The following is a 19,898-nucleotide window of genomic DNA, read 5'->3' on the forward strand; positions in this document are numbered from 1 at the left end:
CATTTGGGAACAGACTTCTTTTTTTCTTTCTATGCTCTTGAAACGTAAGAACCGTCTGATGTATTGACAACAAGTGTGTCGCCTTCATTCACAAAGAACGGCACGTTTACAACAAGCCCGGTTTCAGTTTTCGCAGGTTTTGTACCGCCTGACGCTGTATCACCTTTAATACCAGGTTCAGTTTCAACAACTTTCAGCTCAACTGTGTTTGGAAGTTCGATACCAAGTGTTTCATCCTGGTACATCATGATATGCACAGACATGTTTTCTAGCAGGTATTTTAATTCTTCTTCGATTTGAGTTGCGCTCAGTTCAAGCTGCTCATAAGAAGAAGTATCCATAAATACGTGCTGATCTCCGTTTGCATATAGATATTGCATTGTTTTGGTTTCGATTTGCGCTTTCGCTACTTTTTCACCAGCGCGGAATGTTTTTTCCTGAATCGCGCCAGTGCGAAGGTTGCGGAGTTTAGAGCGGACAAATGCCGCACCTTTTCCAGGTTTTACGTGCTGGAAGTCAACGACGCGCCAAATGCCGCCATCTACTTCAATTGTTAATCCTGTACGGAAATCGTTAACTGAAATCATGTTTAATGTCCTCCTATATTCCAATCACAAAATAATAAGTTCTTTTGGGGAATGGGTGATTGTCCGGTTGCCGTTTTCTGTAATCACGATGTCATCTTCAATGCGGACACCGCCTGTTTCTGGTATGTAAATGCCCGGCTCCACTGTGACCACCATACCCGGTTCAAGGATAGCTGAAGATCTGACGGATAATCCCGGCGATTCATGAACTTCCATGCCGAGCCCGTGCCCGGTTGAATGGCCGAAATAGTCACCGTAGCCTTTTGCAGCAATATGATCCCTTGTGAGGGCGTCAGCCTCTTTTCCTGTCATTCCCGGCTTAATATGTGCGACGCCGAGCGCCTGAGCATCAAATACAACCTGATAGATCTCCTTCAATTGATCACTGGGCTGACCTACAGCGACCGTACGGGTAATATCAGAACAATATCCTTTATAATAAGCGCCAAAATCAAGCGTAACAAGGTCTCCGCTTTCAATCAGTTTGTCACTGGCCACACCGTGCGGAAGGCTTGAACGAAGGCCGGAGGCGACAATCATATCAAAAGAAGAGCTGTCTGCTCCCTGGCTTCTCATATAAAACTCCAGCTCATTGGCAACAGCGATTTCAGAAATGCCGGGTTTCATAAACGTCAAGATATGTCTGAAGGCATCATCTGCAATCTTCGCAGCTTCCTCTAATATCTTAATCTCTTCACTAGACTTAATCAAGCGCAACTTTTCCACGGATTCAGCCACAGGCACTAATTCGGCATCACTGATAACGGCGCTGTATGAAGCGTAAGTGCCATATGTCATGCTGTTCTGTTCAAAGCCGAGACGCTTGATGCCAAACGATTCAACAGTGTCGGCAGTGGTCTGAATCAAGCTGCCGCCATGTTCAATGATCTCAAAACCCTTTACCTGAACCTTCGCCTGCTCAGTATAACGAAAATCCGTAATAAACGCTGCTTTGTCACCCGATATAACAGCCAAACCCGCCGAACCTGTAAACCCTGTCATATAGCGTACATTCGTGCTGCTTGTAACCAGCATGCCGTCAATTCCCAGCTGTCCAAACAGGTTTCTTAATTTCTCTAGCTTCATCTTGATTCTCCCCCTTGCTGGCTTAATAAGTAGCGAACAGCAAGCTTGTAGCCTTCAGCTCCAAGACCGACAATCTGCCCTTTCGCAACAGGAGCGATAACCGACTGATGCCTGAATTCTTCCCTGGCGTATAAGTTTGATAAATGCACCTCTACCACAGGAAGACTGATGCTTGAAACAGCATCCCTGATCGCATAGCTGTAATGACTCAGGGCGCCGGGGTTCAGAACAATCCCGCTGTATTGCTCCTCAGCCTCATGTATCGCATCTATCAAATCACCTTCGTGATTAGACTGGAAGAAAGTGAGCTGGATATGTAAGGCTTCAGCAAACTGAAAAAGATCTGTTTCAATATCGGTCAGTGTCTGGCGGCCGAATACTTCAGGCTCACGACTCCCAAGCCGGTTAACATTCGGTCCGTTCAAAATCAAAAAATGAGGCACATAATCTCTCCTTTTCGCGAGGGTTTCTCATGTAAAAAATGTTCACTTCTCGTGAACATTTTATCATACTGGAAAAGGATTATACACTATTCTCTATGCATTCCCAGCGCACGTGCAAGCTTTTCCGAATTCAGCTCATTGTATTCAAATGAAATGGAATACCCGACAAACAGCCCGTAAAGCAAATAAATGCAAATGGTCGTAATAATTGTATCTGATGTCAGTTCGGTCACCGTGCGCACATCTGGAAAAATCGGATTAAAAACAAAAAACACGAGCAGCCAAAGCACCAAGCCGTATAAAATACCCGGCCACATTGTTTTTAAACGTTTCAATAGAAGAAAATAAAGAAATGCTGCGCCAATTGAAATTACTCCAATCAAAATGATGCTGATTACCGTTCCCAGCCCATGTTTTTTCCATTCTCCGAGCACAAACGGCTGCAATATCATATTCGGGCTGATTTCGGAAAAATGAAACAAATATGCGATATAAGCAACGAAACTCCAAAGTACTCCTCCGCAAAAACCTGTTGCCGCCACCCTGCCGGCCATTGAAACAGGCGGCTTTTGCTTCTCATTCAATTCTTCATTTTGTTCTGTATCTTTTTCGCTTGTCATCATGGCACCTCCAGTTAAAGTGTGCCCAAAAAATGAAATGTCAATAAAAAAGCTCACACTTTTTGACAGCTGCGAGTAAAATTTGAAAATAACGGGTATAATGCATGTAGAAAAAGCAAGGCTATGGCAATTTTTTCAGCCTGTCAATCTAGAGGTTTAGCGTTGTTTCCTGTACAATAGAGTGAAAGGAAATCGTTAGCAATCCTAAAGAAATAGGCAGGTTGATAATATGTCAAAACATAAAGTTCCGCCCGCTTACGGCGGGCAGGCTGTTGTGGAAGGCGTTATGTTTGGCGGAAAGCATCATTACGTTACAGCCATCAGAAGAACGGATGGAAGCATTGACTTTTTTAAGCTTCCCCGCAAACACAACCCGAAACTGAACATCGTGAAAAAGATACCGTTTTTACGGGGGATCGCGGCCATTATCGAAGCGAGTGCAAACGGCACAAAGCATCTGAATTTTTCAAGCGAACGTTACGGGCTCGATCCATCTGAAGACGAGACACTTGAGCAGGAAGAAAAAAAATCCTCCGGGCTGTCTATGTATCTCAGCCTCGCAGTTATAGGCGTCCTATCATTTTTGTTCAGTAAATTCGTATTTACATTGGTTCCAGTTTTCTTAGCGGAACTGACAAGGCCGATTTTTTCCTCGGACACGGCGCAAATCGCGGTTGAAAGCCTGTTTAAGTTGATTTTGCTGCTCGGTTACATCTATTTTTTGTCCATGACACCGCTTATTAAAAGAGTGTTTCAATATCATGGAGCCGAACATAAAGTCATAAACTGTTATGAACAGAATTTGCCAATTACTGTGGAGAATGTCCAAAACCAATCTCGGCTTCATTACCGCTGCGGATCAAGCTTTATTTTATTTACGATTATTGTCGGCATGTTTGTTTATTTACTCGTTCCGACAGATCCGCTTTGGCTGCGTGTTATAGATCGTGTCGCACTGATACCGGTCGTGCTTGGTATATCCTTTGAAGTTCTGCAGCTGACAAACAAAGTGCGTGACATTCCCGGTCTGAAATTACTTGGGTACCCGGGACTTTGGCTTCAGCTGTTAACCACAAAGGAACCTAAGGATGACCAGGTTGAAGTTGCCATCGAAAGCTTTAACGAACTTCTCAGACTCGAAGCATTGTCTGAGCAAAATCAGAAGCCTTCTCACAACGTCATCTAAAATCCGTTGCCCTGCTATTACTTTCGGAGGTGGACAGTTATGAATCATCGTGTACAACCTATTATTGCTGTATTAATTGCGCTGGGAGCGTTCGGTTTCCTCTATGTGCTGGTAACCAATCCCGGAGAAATGGCAAAAATGGCGGTAACCGTCATCGTGGCAGGTATCATTATTTATTTTATTGTGAAATATGTAATGAATCGAAATGCGGGCAGCGAAGGAGCAGCCTTCAAAAAAGCGGCGAAACAATCGCGGCGCCGGATGAAAGAGCAAAAAGCAAAACACCGCGCCGGACATAAGGGACGTGTCAGCCACCTGCGAAGCGTTCCGAGCGCCAGCAAGCCTAAGCCGATGATTCTCAAGAAAAAAAGCCAGACTCAGCTGACTGTTATAGAAGGGAAAAAAAATAAAAAGAAAAACAGAGCGCTTTTTTAATAGGTCCACTGCTTTAAAAACAGCTCTGTCCGTCTTTTACCTAGCTCAATCAGGGCTAGTTTTTTTTGTTGTGTTAAATGAAAATCAGTGGCCATTACGTCATCGACAGGGAGAAAAATGATATTTTGTTCATAGCGTGACGCAATGTGCCTTGCGTCATGAGCATCCTTCATCGTTTCAAACAGGGCGCCGAACAGTTCAAAAGCGTTGCGGATATTTTTTTTTGGACGCTCTCTTTCACGCGGCGCAAGCGTCACACCGATCACAGGGCGCTTTCTTTCCTTTGAAAACAGCCAGATTGGAAAATTGCTTAACACGCCTCCGTCGACAACCGTGGCGGTGCCTGTGTCCGTTTTTAATTTTATCGGTTCAAAGAAATACGGAATGCTGCAGCTCATTCTGACCGCTCTGGCAACCGGGAACATATCTGGATTTAACCCGTAACGGGCCAAATCGTCCGGCAAAACAATCATGGTGCCGTTTGTCAGATCAGAAGCAATAAGGCGCAGAGACCCTTTCTGCAAATCGCCGAAAACCCTTATGCCTTTCGCTCTTAACAGATCAGCAATCCATTTTTCTATCGTATCGCCTTTGTATAAGCCAAGACGCCAGTAGATGGACACCCACTGGAGCATTTTTAAGGGGAGAAAAGAGTACCTCTGATCCAGCAATTTCTCTCCGTCCACTTCTTCAATTAAAGCGTGGATTTCCTTACTGGTGTAACCTGACGCAATGAAAGCGGCAATAATGGCGCCCGCGCTTGTACCCGCAACCCTTTTAAAGCGGAAGCCTTTTTCCTCAAGCGCTTCATAAGCGCCTGCAAGCGCAATGCCTTTTACTCCTCCGCCGGAAAACACACCGTCAATATACATCTCATTCCCTCCCCCTCCATCCGATCGTTTATTACCATTTTAAGAAAACACGCGAAGAAATAGACCAATGAATGACGGGCGGCGTCAGCGTATCAAAAAAGACGGCCTCCTTCGAGACCGCCTTTTTACTGATTATGATGTTCTGTTTTCTTTTGGATTGATTTCAGATCTTTTTTACGGGCATCATCTTCTTCAAAATATTGAACAAGATCCCCGATGCGATCAATGCTGTTCCAGCTTAAATGATGTTCGATTCCTTCGACATCGTTATATATTTTCTCTTCATCAACACCAATGATTCTTAAAAACTGCTCAAGCAATTCATGTCTGTATACCAGCCGTTTGCCTATTTTTTTCCCTTTAGACGTTAACACGAGACCGCGATATTTTTCATAAATTAAATATTCGTCTTTATCTAGTTTTTGAACCATTTTTGTTACAGAGGAGGGATGGACTGCCAATGCTTCCGCGATATCGGAAACTCGTGCATATCCTTTTTCTTCAATCAGCATATAAATCTGTTCAATATAATCTTCCATACTTGGTGTTGTCATCGAAACCCTCCCAAAAAGCACCTTAACTTTATAAACCATTACAAGTTTACACTAATGAACTTGAAAAAACAAGGATGCTCCGCGGGTCAAAAGCCCTGTTTACCGCTTATAATTCCATTCATCTGAAGCGTACTTTGTTTCAGCCAAGTGATGAACAAAATCAAGCTCTTCCTGAGAAAGTTCATATGGCTCCAAATGAATGTTAAGACCTGTTTCAAATCCTTCTTTAAAGGCTTGACGAGCCTCATCCATCGTCACCCGCTTTTCAGTGAGTTCATTAATGGCAACCGCTTTATTTTTGAAATTGCGCTGCATCCGCTCTCTTACTCTTTCACTTGGATATAAGAACAGATCGAACAGCTTGTCCTCATCTAAATCAAGCAGAATGGAGCCATGCTGAAGAATCACGCCTTTTTGTCTCGTTTGCGCGCTTCCCGCTACCTTGCGCCCCTCAACCACTAGCTCATACCACGAAGGCGCGTCAAAACAAACAGATGACCGCGGATTTTTTAAGCTTTCTTTTTCTTTTTCAGTTCTCGGGATGGCAAAGTAAGCGTCCAGACCGAGATTTCTAAAGCCTTGAAGTATGCCTTCTGAAATAACCCGGTAAGCCTCAGTAACAGTCGCCGGCATCTCGGGGTGCTCTTCCGAAACAATTACGCTGTATGTCAGTTCCTGATCGTGCAGCACACCTCTCCCGCCGGTCGGGCGTCTGACGAATCCGAGATTATATTTATGTACTGCTTCAAAATTGATTTCCTTTTTAATATTTTGAAAATACCCTACAGAAAGTGTCGCCGGATTCCAGCCGTAAAAACGGATAACCGGGGGGATTTTCTTTTCGCTGTGCCAATATAAAAGCGCTTCATCAAGCGCCATATTGAATGCAGGACTTGCATTGCCTGAGTCTATAAACCGCCAAGTTTCTTTTTGCATTTTAAGACCTTCCTTACCGTTTTAATAGAATCAGTTTATCAAACTGTCGGGAAAATGAAAAATATTTTAGTTCCATTATAGATGACAATCACGCTGTGCTTTACTATAATAGTATTTGTCGAAAACGGCTCTATGACCTTGTTTTATGAAGCAGGGTTTTGATTTTATATGCTAAAGGAGTAGAATCACATTGTCTAATATGATCGTTTTGATTATTTTTGCTGCGTTTATCATCTATATGATTGCTTCATATGTCTATCAGCAGCGAATTATGAAAACACTTACCGAAGAAGAATTCCGCGCGGGTTACCGCAAAGCGCAGCTTATTGATGTTCGTGAGCCAAATGAGTTTGAGGGCGGACATATTTTAGGCGCCCGCAACATCCCGCTTTCCCAGCTGAAACAGAGAAAAAATGAGATCCGTACGGACAAGCCTGTTTACCTGTACTGCCAAAACAGTGTCCGCAGCGGACGCGCGGCACAAACCCTGCGCAAAAACGGCTGCACTGAGATTTACAACCTAAAAGGCGGCTTTAAAAAATGGGGCGGAAAGATTAAAGCGAAGAAATAAAGCAAACAGCTGTCTGGTAGACAGCTGTTTTTATTTATCTTTCTACCGCCTCGTATCTGAGCACCGGGTGTCTCGCCGCTTTTGTTTCATCCATTCTTTTTACAATCGTTGTATGCGGGGCCTCCTGAACAAGCTCCGGATTCTCCTCCGCTTCTTTTGCGATTTGAATCATAGCATCAATAAACGCGTCCAGTGTTTCCTTTGATTCGGTCTCCGTCGGCTCGATCATGATGCATTCTTCAACATTAAGCGGGAAATAAATAGTCGGCGGATGATAGCCGAAATCAAGGAGCCGTTTTGCAATATCAAGCGTACGCACTCCCAGCTTTTTCTGCCGCTTCCCTGATAATACAAATTCATGCTTGCAATGGCGGTCAAACGGAAGATCGTAATAAGGCGCGAGCTTTCTCATCATATAGTTGGCGTTTAACACTGCGTTCTCAGTAACAGCCTTTAATCCGTCAGGCCCCATGGAGCGAATATACGTATACGCTCTCACATTAATGCCAAAGTTGCCGTAATACGGCTTCACACGGCCAATCGCATGAGGGCGGTCATAATCAAACGTAAAGCGCCCTTCTTTTTTGACTAAAACTGGCTTTGGCAAATAAGGAATCAGATCTTTTTTTACGCCGACAGGGCCTGAGCCGGGGCCTCCGCCGCCATGAGGGCCTGTGAATGTTTTATGCAGGTTGAGATGCACCACGTCAAATCCCATATCTCCAGGTCTCGCCTTGCTTAAAACGGCATTTAAATTAGCGCCGTCATAATACAGTTTCCCCCCCGCTTGGTGTACAATTTCCGCCATCTCTGTAATCTGCTCCTCAAACAAGCCGAGCGTGTTCGGATTCGTCAGCATAAGAGCTGCAGTTTCTTCATTCACTGCTCTTTTTAAATCCTCTAAATCAACAAGCCCTTTTTCATTCGATTTCACCGTAACGGTTTCAAAGCCTGCTACTGTTGCTGATGCAGGATTCGTCCCGTGCGCGGAATCAGGGACAATGACCTTCGTCCGCTTGAAATCTCCGCGAGCTTCATGATAGGCACGGATCATCATCAGCCCTGTCCATTCGCCGTGCGCTCCGGCAGCAGGCTGAAGCGTAACCTCATCCATTCCCGTTATTTCTTCAAGGTGCTTGCTTAAATCATATAAAAGCTCTAATGCGCCTTGCACCGTGTCTTCATCCTGAAGAGGATGAATCGCAGCAAAACCAGGTATACGCGCGATTTTTTCATTGATTTTCGGATTATATTTCATCGTGCAAGAACCGAGAGGATAAAAACCGGAATCCACCCCGTGATTGCGTTTGGACAGCGCTGTATAATGGCGCATGATGTCCAGCTCTGAAACCTCCGGCAGCGCTGCGTCTTCGTCACGAATATAGGTGTCTGACAAGAGGTCCCCCAATTCGATTTCCGGTACATCGAGCTCCGGCAGACTATAGCCGATTCGGCCTTCTCTTGAAAGTTCAAAAATAAGTGCCTGGTCCTGATTACTCATGGCGATCCCCCAATTCCTGAATGAGTGCGTCAATTTCTTCTTTTGTTCTCAGCTCCGTTACAGCAATCAGCATATGGCAGTCCAGCTCCGGATACGTCAACCCAAGATCATATCCGCCAATCATGCCTTTTGCCAGCAAACGCTTGTTCACAGCTCTCACCGGCTCATCCAGTTTGATGACAAATTCATTAAACATCGGCCCGTCAAACATAACAGTAAGACCTGCTTTTTTTGCTTCTTGCTTTGCATAGTTGGCTTTTAAGAGATTTTGGCGGGCTATATCTTTTACGCCGTTTTTTCCGAGAGCAGTCATGGCCACTGATGCTGCCAGCGCATTTAAAGCTTGGTTCGAGCATATATTTGATGTTGCTTTATCTCGGCGGATATGCTGCTCCCTGGCTTGCAGGGTAAGCACAAAGCCTCTTTTTCCGTTTTCGTCTTCCGTTTGTCCGACGAGACGGCCCGGCACCTTTCTCATTAATTTTTTAGTAACGGCAAAAAAGCCGCAATGCGGGCCGCCGTAAGCTGAAGGAATGCCGAAAGGCTGCGCATCACCGACGACGATATCAGACTGAAACTTGCCCGGCGGAGTGAGAAGACCTAGCGCAAGCGGGTTAGCTGAAACAATAAACATGGATTTCCCTTGATGAGCGATAGGCTCAATATCCTTTAACGGCTCGATCCGGCCGAAAAAATTCGGGTACTGAACGATCACTGCGGCTGTGTTCTCGCAAACGGTTTGGCGCAATGCATCAAGATCCGTAACGCCATCCGCAGCGGGTACTTCAACAACATCAATATACTGACCTTTTGCGTACGTTTTCAGCACTTCTCGCGATTCAGGATGCACGGTTTTTGACACAACGATTTTTTTCTTTTTCGTGTGGCCTGAAGCAAGCATTGCTGCTTCCGCCAAGGCTGTTCCGCCGTCATACATCGAGGAGTTGGCGATATCCATGCCTGTCAGTTCACAGATCATCGTTTGGAATTCAAAAATAGCCTGGAGCTCTCCTTGTGAAATCTCTGGCTGATAAGGCGTATATGCGGTATAAAACTCAGAGCGCGAAATGACATGATCCACAATGACAGGCTGATAGTGGTCATATACACCCGCTCCTAAGAAAGAAGCGTATTGTACGGTATCACGATTTTTAGAGGCCAGCTTTGTCAGTTCTCTTGTTAATTCTGTTTCTGATTTCGCTTTTTTAATTTGATACTCTTTTTTATATTTGACGTTTTCCGGTATATCAGCAAATAAATCATCGATGCTGCTTACGCCGATAGTAGCAAGCATCTCCTGTTTATCCTTTTCTGTTGCGGGCAAATAACGGTGCTTCATGTGTTGTCTCCTCTCTCCAAGAAAAAATATTAGCGTTTATAAAATGGTGTTTTGACAACCTTTGCTTTCACTAATTTTTTGCGAATCTCTACATCTACAACAGTCCCGATCTCACTAGTTTCCGAATCAATTAAGGCAAGGCCGACGTTTTTCCCTAATGTCGGTGACTGCGTGCCGGTTGTCACCTTTCCGACAGACTTGCCATTTTGGAAAACCTCATATCCGTGCCGCGGTATCCCTTTTTCAATCATTTCGAGACCGACAAGTTTGCGCTTCGCTCCGTTTTCTTTTTGTTCACTCAATACTGACTTACCGAAAAAGTCAGACTCCTTTTTGTGCTTTACAGCAAAGCCTATACCTGCTTCAATCGGTGTAATATCCCGGGTCAGCTCCTGACCGTAGAGCGGGAGCTTCGCTTCAAACCGGAGTGTATCACGTGCACCGAGACCGCATGGAATCAATCCGTATGCATCCCCTGCATCGATGATTTTTTTCCAAATATGCATAGCATCATCACTGCGGCAGTAAATTTCATACCCGTCTTCTCCCGTATAGCCAGTGCGTGAAATAAGTGCTTTGCGGCCGTTGATATCGGCTTCATCAATAAACGCAAACGGCTTTAATGCAGACACATCTGCATCTGTCAGATTTTTTAAGATCGCTTCTGCTTTCGGTCCCTGTACAGCCAAGAGCGCGATTTGATCTGACTGATTGTCAATCTGCACATCACCTGCTGCATGTTCTTTCATCCAAGCCAAGTCTTTATCTATATTAGAAGCATTAATGACAAGCAGATAGCGGTTCTCTCCTTTTTGATAGATAAGCAAATCATCGACGGTTCCGCCATCCGGGTAACACATCGCTGTATATTGAGCACGGCCTGGCGTTAACGCGGAAACATCATTTGTCATCAATCTTTGCAAAAAAGACAGACTGTCGTTCCCTGACACTTCGACTTCTCCCATATGAGATACATCAAACAAACCGGCTGCAGTTCGGACAGCCTCGTGTTCTTTTTTTATAGAAGAAAATTGAACAGGAAGCTCCCAGCCTCCGAAATCAATCGTTTTTCCTCCATATTCCTTATACAGGTCAAATAACGGCGTTCTTTTCAGCATCTAATTCCTCCCCTTTATCAACGGCGCAGCTAAAAACATACAAAAAAGGACAGAGAAACACCTCATGTAAAATGAAGGTTCTCTGTCCTGGCACCTGAAAGTTTACTTTGCATACGCAAAGACGTCCCCTTTGGTGGTTTGCGCATCCGCACAAACACTCTCCAGAGTTGCGTCGAGCAAGAGTTCTTTTGCCTGAGAGATTCACTCCGCAGTTTGCTCCTTCGGCGCCTGTATCCCGAGGTTTTCGGTCAGGTCTCTCCCCTTGCTGTCATTCGCTCATATTTTCATGCTGTTATGGACATACTATAGCAATATCTTACATCAAATACATACTCATATCCTACCATCATCACTATATGCTGGGCAACAGCAATTTGGGCAGATTTTTCTAATATTATTCATCTTAAGAATCGAAGAATAAGAAAGGCGGTTTTAAAGCAATGAATACAGAAATGATCTACGATGCAAAATGGCCTGAAGAATTTGCTGAAAGACTGAAAAACGATGGCCCTTGGGCAAACTGGGAACTGTACAAGCTCTCTGCAGAAATCCAGAAAACATTAGCAATTCCAGAGTTTGAAGGTTTACGGGCTCCTTTATATCTGCCTTCCTTTACGCCGCTCCCCCACCAGCTTGAGGTGGCGCAAAAAGTGGTTGAAAAAATGAACGGGAAAGCGATTTTAGCAGATGAGGTTGGTCTCGGGAAAACGGTTGAAGCTGGACTGATTCTAAAAGAATATATGATTCGCGGGTTAGCAAAAAAAATTTTGATCCTTGTGCCCGCTTCCCTTGTGTCACAGTGGGTCAAAGAGCTTCAGGAAAAATTTTTGATTCCGGCTGTTGAACAAAAGAAAAGCTATGTGTGGGAGCAATGCGATATTGTCGTCTCATCAATAGACACCGCGAAGCGCTCGCCCCATCGAGAAATCGTTCTGTCTATCCCATATGATCTTGTCATTATTGATGAGGCACACAAACTGAAAAATAGCAAAACGAAGAACTATGAATTTGTCCGGAATCTCGTAAAAAAATATTGCCTGCTTCTTACCGCGACGCCAATCCAGAACCGTATCGAAGAGATTTTCAATTTGGTGTCCTTATTAAAACCCGGCCATTTAGGCAGTCAGAATCACTTTCAGGAGGAGTTCGCCAAGAAGAAATCCAGTTTAGAAGCGCATGAACATTTAAAAGATCTTGTGAATAAAGTCATGATCCGTAACAGGCGGCATGATACAGGGCTGAATTGGAAACAGCGCCATGTTGAAACAGTGCCGATTGAATTTTCTCCATCAGAGCAAGCGCTTTATGATGAAATTTCTCGCTTGAAGGAAAGTATCAATAAACCAGCCAGCATGTTCTCGATTATGACCTTGCAAAGAGAATGCTGTTCGAGCAGAGAAGCGGTGTATATGACGCTGAAAAAGATGCTTGATCAAAAAGAGAAACAAGCACCTGCCATTGATGAGGATACGATTTCAGTTTTAATAGATCGCATCAATCAAGTGACACAAAACTCTAAAGCGCTTCAAGTTGTTGACTTGATCAAAAAGATTGACGATAAGGTCATCATTTTTACAGAATACCGGGCAACCCAGATTTATTTGCAGTGGTTTCTTCAGCAAAACGGCATCAGTTCTGTGCCGTTTAGAGGCGGATTTAAACGTGGAAAAAAAGACTGGATGAAGGATCTTTTCCGCGGAAAAATCCAAGTCCTTATTGCAACTGAAGCAGGCGGTGAGGGAATTAACCTGCAATTTTGCAATCACATGATCAACTATGATCTGCCATGGAACCCGATGCGGCTTGAGCAAAGAATCGGAAGAATTCACAGACTCGGGCAGGAGCGTGACGTGCATATTTATAACATGGCGACAAAACATACGGTGGAAGAGCATATTCTAAAGCTTTTATATGAAAAAATTCATTTGTTTGAAAAAGTGGTCGGTGAACTTGATGATATTTTAACGAAAATTCAAGTGAACAATTTTGAAGAGCACCTTCATGACATTTTGTATCACTCAGCAACAGAAGAAGAAATGAAAATAAAAATGGATAACTTAACCTCATTTTTGTCTTATAAAAAACAGCTGCCTGCTGAAAAAAGAGGATCTTAGCCTGTAAGGAGGTTTTATTAGTGAGACAGCAAGAGGTTCACGATTTTCTGCTGCGTTTTTTTCAAGCAAACAGCTGCCAAATCGTCGATCAAGGCTTAGGCTATATGACAGTGCAGCTTACAGTTGAAATGGACAAACAAATCATGAACCGCCCTTTCTACTGGCATTGGCGCGAGAAGACAGGCGGTGATCCGAATCCAATGAAAATCACTTTTATTACAGATAAAGAAAATGCGCCAAAAGACCTAGATGGTGAATTTATATATTTTGGGGCCCCGCGCCTTTTTCAAATATTTAAAGCTGTTAAACAAAATGGGAGATTTACCAGAATGTATGAGAAAATTGAATCAGCCGGAGCCAAACTCCCACTTCAGCCTTGGCTTGGTATAAATGTCACGATTTCATACCAGTCCGACATGAAAAAGGATAAGTTATTGTCACTAGGTCTTCACCTAGTCTCTGGAACGATAATTGAAGATTTTCAAAGCAAGCTGACCCAGTTTTCACTGACGTCTCAAATATGTGACTATTGCTTCACCATTTCACCTATGATCAAACCAGAAAGCGGACTTAAGCGTATGGAAAACTATATTTCCAAATCCGCTATGCAGGAGCCGTCCGACTGGGCGGAACAGGCGGTTAACAGGTGGAAGAATGATATGACATTGCTTGATAAGTTTTACGAGCATATAGAAGAAAAACCAGAAGAATACCATCTAGAAAAACAGGCGCTGAAAACCTTGTATCAACCAAAGATATCAGTTGAAATTGAAAATGGCGGATTATTTTATCTGCAAAATAATATTTCAAGCTAACTTTTATTCATTCGACATCGTTCTCGTTTTTTTTGAAAAAATGCGATTATAATAAAGGTATATTGGAAAAAAATTCTGGCATTTTTAAAGGGGAAATGACTTCCAGAGACTAATGAAGCATACAATGAGTCATGGCCGGACTGGCTGAAATACATAAACAAGTATTTTAGGAGGAGAAACTGCATGAAAAATGCAAAACAAGAGCACTTTGAATTGGATCAAGAATGGGTTGAATTGATGATGGAAGCCAAAGAGGCAAATATCAGCCCGGAAGAAATACGAAAATATTTACTTTTAAACAAAAAGTCTGCTCATCCTGGTCCGGCAGCCAGAAGTCATACCGTAAATCCTTTCTGAATGTGCTATAATATCACAAGGAAGGTGATGACATTGATTGGCCAGCGTATTAAACAATACCGTAAAGAAAAAGGCTACTCACTATCAGAACTAGCTGAAAAAGCTGGGGTAGCGAAGTCTTATTTAAGCTCAATAGAACGAAATCTACAAACGAACCCCTCCATTCAATTTCTCGAAAAAGTCTCCGCTGTTCTGGACGTCTCGGTTCATACTTTGCTCGATGAGAAACATGAAACCGAATACGATGGTCAATTAGATAGTGAATGGGAGAAATTGGTTCGCGATGCAATGACATCCGGGGTATCGAAAAAACAATTTCGTGAATTTTTAGATTATCAAAAATGGAGAAAATCCCAAAAAGAGGAGTAGTGCCTGAGCAGAGGCACTAACTCCTCTTTTGTCAATAAACATCGAGACGGCCCAGTGATAATTTACTGGGCCGTCTCTTTTTTTGCTGTTATTAATTTTTATCCTCGCTGTGCGCTTTTTCATTTTCTTTCACGTAACCATCTTTATCAGTATGGTCCTTTTTGATTGTCAAGCCGTTCCACTGTGTAGCTTCGAATGAGAATTGAAGCTTAATGGAGTTGCCTTGATATTTATTTTGAACCATAAGCCCGTTTTCATCTTTTGTTTTATCATCCTTGAATTGGATTTCCATTTGAACCTGATCGAAGTCAGTTGGTGTTTTTGGAACACCATCATATTCAGGAGCGGTTTTACCATCAATTGTTGCTACATTGACTTTACCGCTTGCATTTAAGAATTTAGGGTCAATTTGTTTTTTGATTTTTTCAGCAGCCGCTGCATCATTTTTAGCAGACATCAAATACAAGTCTTTAAGGTTCGCATCATCTAAAATAATGTTTTTCGGGTAGCCATTGCCGCCCTCTTTTCCAACTGTCAACAATGTCACTTCAAACTGGCTGAGGAAATCTTCTGGAGATGTATTGCTGCCGCCATTTGCTTTAAAATCTCCATAATTAAGCGCCATTAAAACTTCTTTGATCGCAAGTGATCCGTTATTTTCAAATTGGAAATCCTTTGTCAACTTATCTCCCGGCTTTAGATTTGATAAGTTCACACTCGCTGAATTTTCTTTAGCAGATAAATCAAGCGTACCTGATGCAAAAGTAGCATCCTTTGATTTAATGTCGTTAAATGCTGCCCATGTTCCTCCTCCAACTAAAGCTAATCCTAGTGCTGCAGAAGCAACTCCTAAACTCAATTTCTTTTTCATACCCATGGTTAAAACTCCCCTTTTATTGAATGTTTTATATCGAAACCTGTTGCCAGGTTTACAACTGAAGTTAAGTGGACATGGTGCTGTCCTTTGTATCTGTTTCCAAGGCCTTTGTCTTTCTTTCAATTTCTCTAATGGCGCTGCTGATCGTCACAAAAGCGTACACTAACAGCATCACGCCGGGAACAATCAATAATACAGCCGTTCCAATTGGCTGGCTGGCAAAATGAAGCATATAGCCGGCATATGGAAGCTGAAAACCTGTGTATTGCGCGCGAACATTTTCGTCCGATACAGGCGCTGAATCAGCTGCAGCATTATTATCACCTTTTGTTTTAAATAACAAATGGTCTCCTTGCTTTGTTATGTCAACAATTCTGTGGGTGACCGCCGTATTTGCATCCTGCATAAATGTAATAACGTCACCTTTTTGAAGCTCTTTCACATCAGTGATTTCTTTGACCAATATTAAGGAACCTGTATTGAACTCCGGCTCCATCGAACCTGACAGAACTGATTTCAGCGTATACCCAAACACAGCCGGCTCTCCCCCGGATGAACGTGTTGAAATCACGACAAGTGTCAGCACAATAATAAGAGTAAAGATGATCACGTATAAAATATTACTGATCAGCTTCATTGCTTTTTTCATCCTCTTCCCCGCTTTCCTTCTGGTCTGATTGAGTTTCATTTTCTTTGGTTACAGCTTCTTGAGATGTTTCTTCTTTCATTGTTTTTTCCTGTATATCCTTTTGTGTTGTTTCATTCTCCTTTTTGACGTCCGACTTTGTTTCTTTTTTAGGGACTGTCGGTTTTTCATCGCATTTTGCAAGCGTCATAGGCTCCGACCACTCAAATGTACTGCCGTTTGCCGGGTAGCCTGCCGGTTTATATACTTTAAATGCATAAATGCCGGGTTTCATTTTTTTCTTCGTCTCAATTATATAAAGTGAATCGCTGATTTGATTGGAGACAAATCCTTTTTCGATCACGTTCCCATCCTTTAACGGTTTTCGGGCATTTTCAAGCTTATGAAGCTCCCACTTCCACTTTGATTTCTTAAGTTTCTCACCTGTATTTTCGAGCTCAGCAAATAAGGTGATAGGTGAGCATACAGTTCCTTTCGTATCCGTTTGATCTGATATGTGCAAATCACTTTGATCCCAGCGTTTATCATAATGGCAGTTTTTATCTGTATGCTGAAAGTCTTTACACGTTTGAAGTGAGACATCAAATGTTTCAATATCATGAAAAGCAGCGCTTGTATCATCGGAAAATTGTAAGCATATTGCGGCAGTCAGACTGAAAATGACTGAAAGCTGAAAGATAAGCAGAACTTTCAGTTTCGTCTTCGCCTTTTGCTGATTGTGAAACAATCGAAACATATCTTACCTCCTGTAAAACACTGTAACTTGATATGACAATCGTTCTCTTTAAAGAACTTCACAAATAGAGTATAATCAACGATTTATAGATTTAAAAACACCGAAATCGCTCATTTCGTTCGTTTAAAAGAATGTTTTCATCATATTACAAAGTCTTGCTCAGTATTGCTCATTTTTTCAATTTTTTAGAAATTTTTGGGATTGTTATGTGAGAGTTTAAATGCATATCCCATTATTATTTGGTAATAATAAACAAAGAAAGGGTGACAGCATGATGATCAAACAATGTATGATTTGTCTATCTCTTCTTGTCTTTGGCACTACAGCCGCTCACGCAGAAAAAACACCGCTTGTAACCGCCCGTCACATGTCCAAATGGGAAGAGATTGCTGTAAAAGAAGCAAAAAAAAGGTACCCGCTCGCACAGGTACTGTTCAAACAAAAAGTATGGGACCGTAAAAGAAAAGATGAAGCAGTGAAGCAATACCATTTAACTCTGAGGGAAGGATCAAAAGAATTCGGCGTTTTTGTGACGATTTCATTTGATCCTTATAGCCAAAAGGTCAATAAAATCGCCATATTAGAAGAATATCAATAAGGTCCTCCATTTTTTGAAGGACCTTATTCGTTTATTTGCGGTTATTTTTTCCGTTTCAGCCAAAGTCGGAAGCCATAGGGTAAAATACCGAACCACTGCTGAGAAGCAGGCGTTTTTGTTTCTTTCCGCACCTCTTTTCGTTCTTTTCGCTCATCTCTCGGTGTATCTATATATTTGACAAATTGCTGCGTCATATATTTAACATAATCATTCGTTTTCACGTGATCACCTCATCATTCAATTATTATGAAGTGTTGTCTCACATGACTTTTTTTATACCCTTTACACTGTTTTATTCTGTCCATCTCAGCAGTTTTTTCTGTTTTTGATCAAACACAATCTGTGCAGTTCTTTCTGTTCCCGACTCCGTTGACACTCTTAAGTTGATTTCTTTTTGTTCTTTTATCGATGTATCATGAATGTAATAAGAAACCCGTCCATATGGAAATTGCTCCGTACCCTCCTGGCCTTTCCGTTCCTCTAGAACATGCCGAATCGAAAGAAGCACCCCATTTTGAAGCAAATTCTCTCCTATGTATAACTCTTTTGTTTCCTTCTCAAACATGCAGCGTGAAATATATTGAGCAGCAGCAAAGTTCACGATTAACAGCACAAGCGCTGACACAAAAAGAACAGCTGGATAAATAAACCCTCTTGTACGGTACATTCACCCCCCTCCTAAATACGAATAGACTGGAAAAGCAGTTTGATACACTTTTTGGTTCTCACTCTCAATTTTCAGCAAAACAACACCATTTTCAATATCAGCTTTCATGGCAGTAATATGATCTAAAATCGGAACATGCCCTTTACCATCCACTCTTTTTCTTATCATTGAATGATAAATTTCGAAACGGATGTCCTGCCCGGAAAAATTGGTGCAGATTAATACGCTCCCATGCTCGGCTGTCTTAACTGCCTGTGACTCCTTGCATTCATTCATCATCTGTTCTATCGAAATCATCCATTCTTGCTGTGTGAAACCGTCATGTTCCTGCTGTCGAGACAAAAACAGATGGAAAATCGCAGCTAACGATCCTGATATGAGCAAAAAGACTGAGAGCGAAAATAATACGTTAAGAAGCGTGTAGCCATTCTGTCTGCAGGATGCTGAGGCAAAATGATTTTTCCTTATAAGCTGCGGCTTTGATACATACGTTTTGATATTCGCCCTCCTCCTCCCACTTCATTGCATAGATATGATTGTTCTTTGTAAACGTTTTTGACGCGGCTCCTTCACCACTCATGACATATTTGCTAATGCTCTCATTCATCATCTGATAGCCGATTTCTCGTGATTCCGCCATTTTTTCATCAGCTATCAGCTTGTCCCACAAGGGGACGACTGTCAGCAGCACAAACAGCCACAGGCTTAGCGCAGACATTGTTTCTATTGTAGAAAAACCTTTATTTTCTCTCCACATTGACTCTCCCGCTCCCTAGATAAACTGTTATATCATATACGGCATGGCCATTTACTCGTATTTTTCCGCCTGCATTCGGGTGCCCTTTCTCATTAAATTCCAAACGGTCTTTTAATGTCAGCAGTTCTATAGAAAATCCCCTTGCATACGGACGTTCAATGACCGTATCACCAATGACTAATTGATATTCTTTTTTATGAAAGAAAATTTTTGTTCTTTGTTGACGGGAAATAGCAGCCTGCTGTGTGAGCATAATATCATTTTTCAGCTGCCTTGCTGCCTGTCGGACAGCTGTATTGTCATAAGCAGGAGGAAGTGTAGTGAAGACGGCCACCAGGAGGATAGAGGCAAGGCTTAACACAAGCAAACTTTCTAAAAGGGTAAACCCCTCCTCCTCGTTTAATTTAATGTTCAACCTTAACTTCTCCGCCGGTGATGATAATGCGCTTACCATTTGGACAGACAGCATCCTTTTTCACATAGCCCTCTGACTGTAAATCGGCAAGGCTCGGAGTTTGTCCTTCATGATCAAGCTCAAATGCAGTCATTTGTGCCTTAACCATGTTTTGTAAGCCTTCACAGCCCTTTTTTTGAATGGTTTGGTTATGTTTCGTGACGTTCGGTATCGTAATTAAAAGCAAAATCGAAATAATAAAGAGCACGATTAACATTTCAACAAGTGTAAATCCTTTCTCATTCATCAGCCTCTTCCTT

General features: G+C 42.6%; 27 protein-coding genes and 1 riboswitch. Of the genes, 8 read left to right on the forward strand and 19 right to left on the reverse strand.

All coding sequences use genetic code 11. The features are described from left to right. Positions 1–29: 29 nt before the first annotated feature. From efp to NYE56_RS11900, 4 genes are all read right to left on the reverse strand, one after another. Positions 30–587 carry an elongation factor P gene (gene efp, locus NYE56_RS11885; RefSeq protein ID WP_003226377.1) on the reverse strand — a complete coding sequence of 186 codons (558 nt, stop codon included), beginning with the start codon at positions 585–587 and terminating at the stop codon, positions 30–32. 24 nt (positions 588–611) lie between these two features. Continuing rightward, entirely contained in the window at positions 612–1,673 is a 1,062-nt protein-coding gene (gene papA, locus NYE56_RS11890; protein ID WP_014480240.1) for an aminopeptidase PapA, read from the reverse strand. Beyond that, a complete protein-coding gene (gene aroQ / locus NYE56_RS11895; RefSeq protein ID WP_003230223.1) occupies positions 1,670–2,116 on the reverse strand; it encodes a type II 3-dehydroquinate dehydratase in 447 nt (148 codons plus the stop codon). The genes papA and aroQ overlap by 4 nt, the downstream gene beginning before the upstream one ends. 86 nt (positions 2,117–2,202) lie before the next feature. Then, positions 2,203–2,739, reverse strand: a complete 537-nt coding sequence (locus NYE56_RS11900; protein WP_003230222.1) for a YqhR family membrane protein — start codon at positions 2,737–2,739, stop codon at positions 2,203–2,205. A 226-nt stretch (positions 2,740–2,965) separates the two neighbouring features. Here NYE56_RS11900 and NYE56_RS11905 point away from each other — a divergent pair, with 226 nt between their 5' ends. Further along, complete coding sequence (locus tag NYE56_RS11905; RefSeq protein ID WP_017696209.1) at positions 2,966–3,922, forward strand: DUF1385 domain-containing protein; 957 nt, start codon at positions 2,966–2,968, stop codon at positions 3,920–3,922. A gap of 39 nt (positions 3,923–3,961) precedes the next feature. Next, complete coding sequence (locus NYE56_RS11910; protein WP_003226367.1) at positions 3,962–4,357, forward strand: SA1362 family protein; 396 nt, start codon at positions 3,962–3,964, stop codon at positions 4,355–4,357. On the opposite strand, the gene NYE56_RS11915 is transcribed toward NYE56_RS11910, so the two are convergent. The 3 genes from NYE56_RS11915 to lipM all read right to left on the reverse strand — a co-directional run bounded on the left by NYE56_RS11915 (position 4,354) and on the right by lipM (position 6,719). After that, positions 4,354–5,229 carry a patatin-like phospholipase family protein gene (locus NYE56_RS11915; RefSeq protein ID WP_085186484.1) on the reverse strand — a complete coding sequence of 292 codons (876 nt, stop codon included), beginning with the start codon at positions 5,227–5,229 and terminating at the stop codon, positions 4,354–4,356. The genes NYE56_RS11910 and NYE56_RS11915 overlap by 4 nt on opposite strands. A gap of 125 nt (positions 5,230–5,354) precedes the next feature. Beyond that, positions 5,355–5,783 carry a transcriptional regulator MntR gene (gene mntR, locus NYE56_RS11920; protein WP_003236923.1) on the reverse strand — a complete coding sequence of 143 codons (429 nt, stop codon included), beginning with the start codon at positions 5,781–5,783 and terminating at the stop codon, positions 5,355–5,357. A gap of 99 nt (positions 5,784–5,882) precedes the next feature. After that, positions 5,883–6,719 (reverse strand): octanoyltransferase LipM, encoded by an 837-nt coding sequence (lipM, locus tag NYE56_RS11925; RefSeq protein ID WP_047182867.1) that lies wholly within the window; start codon positions 6,717–6,719, stop codon positions 5,883–5,885. 190 nt (positions 6,720–6,909) lie between these two features. Here lipM and NYE56_RS11930 point away from each other — a divergent pair, with 190 nt between their 5' ends. After that, on the forward strand, positions 6,910–7,290 hold the full coding sequence (locus tag NYE56_RS11930) for a rhodanese-like domain-containing protein (RefSeq protein WP_004398485.1): 381 nt from the start codon (positions 6,910–6,912) through the stop codon (positions 7,288–7,290). 34 nt (positions 7,291–7,324) lie between these two features. Here the strand turns inward: NYE56_RS11930 and gcvPB are convergent, their stop codons facing one another. From gcvPB to gcvT, 3 genes are read right to left on the reverse strand one after another with little or no spacing between them, the layout of a single operon-like run. Further along, complete coding sequence (gene gcvPB, locus NYE56_RS11935; protein ID WP_049141218.1) at positions 7,325–8,791, reverse strand: aminomethyl-transferring glycine dehydrogenase subunit GcvPB; 1,467 nt, start codon at positions 8,789–8,791, stop codon at positions 7,325–7,327. Further along, on the reverse strand, positions 8,784–10,130 hold the full coding sequence (gene gcvPA, locus NYE56_RS11940) for an aminomethyl-transferring glycine dehydrogenase subunit GcvPA (protein WP_029317920.1): 1,347 nt from the start codon (positions 10,128–10,130) through the stop codon (positions 8,784–8,786). Before gcvPA ends, gcvPB begins: the two co-directional genes overlap by 8 nt. Before the next feature lie 29 nt (positions 10,131–10,159). Next, positions 10,160–11,248 (reverse strand): glycine cleavage system aminomethyltransferase GcvT, encoded by a 1,089-nt coding sequence (gene gcvT / locus NYE56_RS11945; RefSeq protein ID WP_341283889.1) that lies wholly within the window; start codon positions 11,246–11,248, stop codon positions 10,160–10,162. Between the two features lie 170 nt (positions 11,249–11,418). Next, a riboswitch (glycine riboswitch) is annotated at positions 11,419–11,520 on the reverse strand. Between the two features lie 168 nt (positions 11,521–11,688). Here gcvT and NYE56_RS11950 point away from each other — a divergent pair. The 4 genes from NYE56_RS11950 (at position 11,689) to sinR (ending at position 14,903) form a co-directional block, all read left to right on the forward strand. Next, positions 11,689–13,362, forward strand: coding sequence for a DEAD/DEAH box helicase (locus NYE56_RS11950; protein WP_085186487.1), 1,674 nt, complete (start codon positions 11,689–11,691; stop codon positions 13,360–13,362). Between the two features lie 20 nt (positions 13,363–13,382). Next, a complete protein-coding gene (locus NYE56_RS11955) occupies positions 13,383–14,177 on the forward strand; it encodes a YqhG family protein (RefSeq protein ID WP_341283890.1) in 795 nt (264 codons plus the stop codon). A gap of 183 nt (positions 14,178–14,360) precedes the next feature. After that, positions 14,361–14,534, forward strand: a complete 174-nt coding sequence (gene sinI, locus NYE56_RS11960) for an anti-repressor SinI (RefSeq protein ID WP_014477323.1) — start codon at positions 14,361–14,363, stop codon at positions 14,532–14,534. A 33-nt stretch (positions 14,535–14,567) separates the two neighbouring features. Then, positions 14,568–14,903, forward strand: a complete 336-nt coding sequence (gene sinR / locus NYE56_RS11965) for a transcriptional regulator SinR (protein ID WP_003226345.1) — start codon at positions 14,568–14,570, stop codon at positions 14,901–14,903. 91 nt (positions 14,904–14,994) lie between these two features. Here the strand turns inward: sinR and tasA are convergent, their stop codons facing one another. The 3 genes from tasA to tapA all read right to left on the reverse strand — a co-directional run bounded on the left by tasA (position 14,995) and on the right by tapA (position 17,162). Beyond that, complete coding sequence (tasA, locus tag NYE56_RS11970) at positions 14,995–15,780, reverse strand: biofilm matrix protein TasA (RefSeq protein WP_014477324.1); 786 nt, start codon at positions 15,778–15,780, stop codon at positions 14,995–14,997. Positions 15,781–15,844: 64 nt separating this feature from the next. Beyond that, a complete protein-coding gene (sipW, locus tag NYE56_RS11975) occupies positions 15,845–16,417 on the reverse strand; it encodes a signal peptidase I SipW (RefSeq protein ID WP_003246088.1) in 573 nt (190 codons plus the stop codon). Next, entirely contained in the window at positions 16,401–17,162 is a 762-nt protein-coding gene (tapA, locus tag NYE56_RS11980) for an amyloid fiber anchoring/assembly protein TapA (RefSeq protein WP_341283891.1), read from the reverse strand. Before tapA ends, sipW begins: the two co-directional genes overlap by 17 nt. Before the next feature lie 271 nt (positions 17,163–17,433). Between tapA and NYE56_RS11985 the strand changes: the two genes are divergently transcribed. Beyond that, complete coding sequence (locus tag NYE56_RS11985) at positions 17,434–17,760, forward strand: YqzG/YhdC family protein (RefSeq protein WP_341283892.1); 327 nt, start codon at positions 17,434–17,436, stop codon at positions 17,758–17,760. 41 nt (positions 17,761–17,801) lie between these two features. Here the strand turns inward: NYE56_RS11985 and NYE56_RS11990 are convergent, their stop codons facing one another. The 6 genes from NYE56_RS11990 to comGC form a co-directional block, all read right to left on the reverse strand. Then, positions 17,802–17,981 (reverse strand): YqzE family protein, encoded by a 180-nt coding sequence (locus NYE56_RS11990; protein WP_014480252.1) that lies wholly within the window; start codon positions 17,979–17,981, stop codon positions 17,802–17,804. A gap of 71 nt (positions 17,982–18,052) precedes the next feature. Then, on the reverse strand, positions 18,053–18,427 hold the full coding sequence (comGG, locus tag NYE56_RS11995; RefSeq protein ID WP_133953114.1) for a ComG operon protein ComGG: 375 nt from the start codon (positions 18,425–18,427) through the stop codon (positions 18,053–18,055). After that, positions 18,428–18,811: a ComG operon protein ComGF gene (gene comGF / locus NYE56_RS12000; protein ID WP_341283893.1), complete on the reverse strand. Its 384-nt coding sequence runs from the start codon at positions 18,809–18,811 to the stop codon at positions 18,428–18,430. A 25-nt stretch (positions 18,812–18,836) separates the two neighbouring features. After that, on the reverse strand, positions 18,837–19,184 hold the full coding sequence (comGE, locus tag NYE56_RS12005) for a ComG operon protein 5 (RefSeq protein WP_086344081.1): 348 nt from the start codon (positions 19,182–19,184) through the stop codon (positions 18,837–18,839). Next, positions 19,168–19,599 carry a comG operon protein ComGD gene (comGD, locus tag NYE56_RS12010; RefSeq protein ID WP_341283894.1) on the reverse strand — a complete coding sequence of 144 codons (432 nt, stop codon included), beginning with the start codon at positions 19,597–19,599 and terminating at the stop codon, positions 19,168–19,170. Before comGD ends, comGE begins: the two co-directional genes overlap by 17 nt. Continuing rightward, positions 19,589–19,885, reverse strand: a complete 297-nt coding sequence (gene comGC / locus NYE56_RS12015) for a comG operon protein ComGC (RefSeq protein WP_003230162.1) — start codon at positions 19,883–19,885, stop codon at positions 19,589–19,591. Before comGC ends, comGD begins: the two co-directional genes overlap by 11 nt. Positions 19,886–19,898 lie beyond the last annotated feature (13 nt).

Source organism: Bacillus sp. FSL R5-0603, from assembly GCF_038050295.1.
Lineage (GTDB): Bacteria > Bacillota > Bacilli > Bacillales > Bacillaceae > Bacillus > Bacillus subtilis.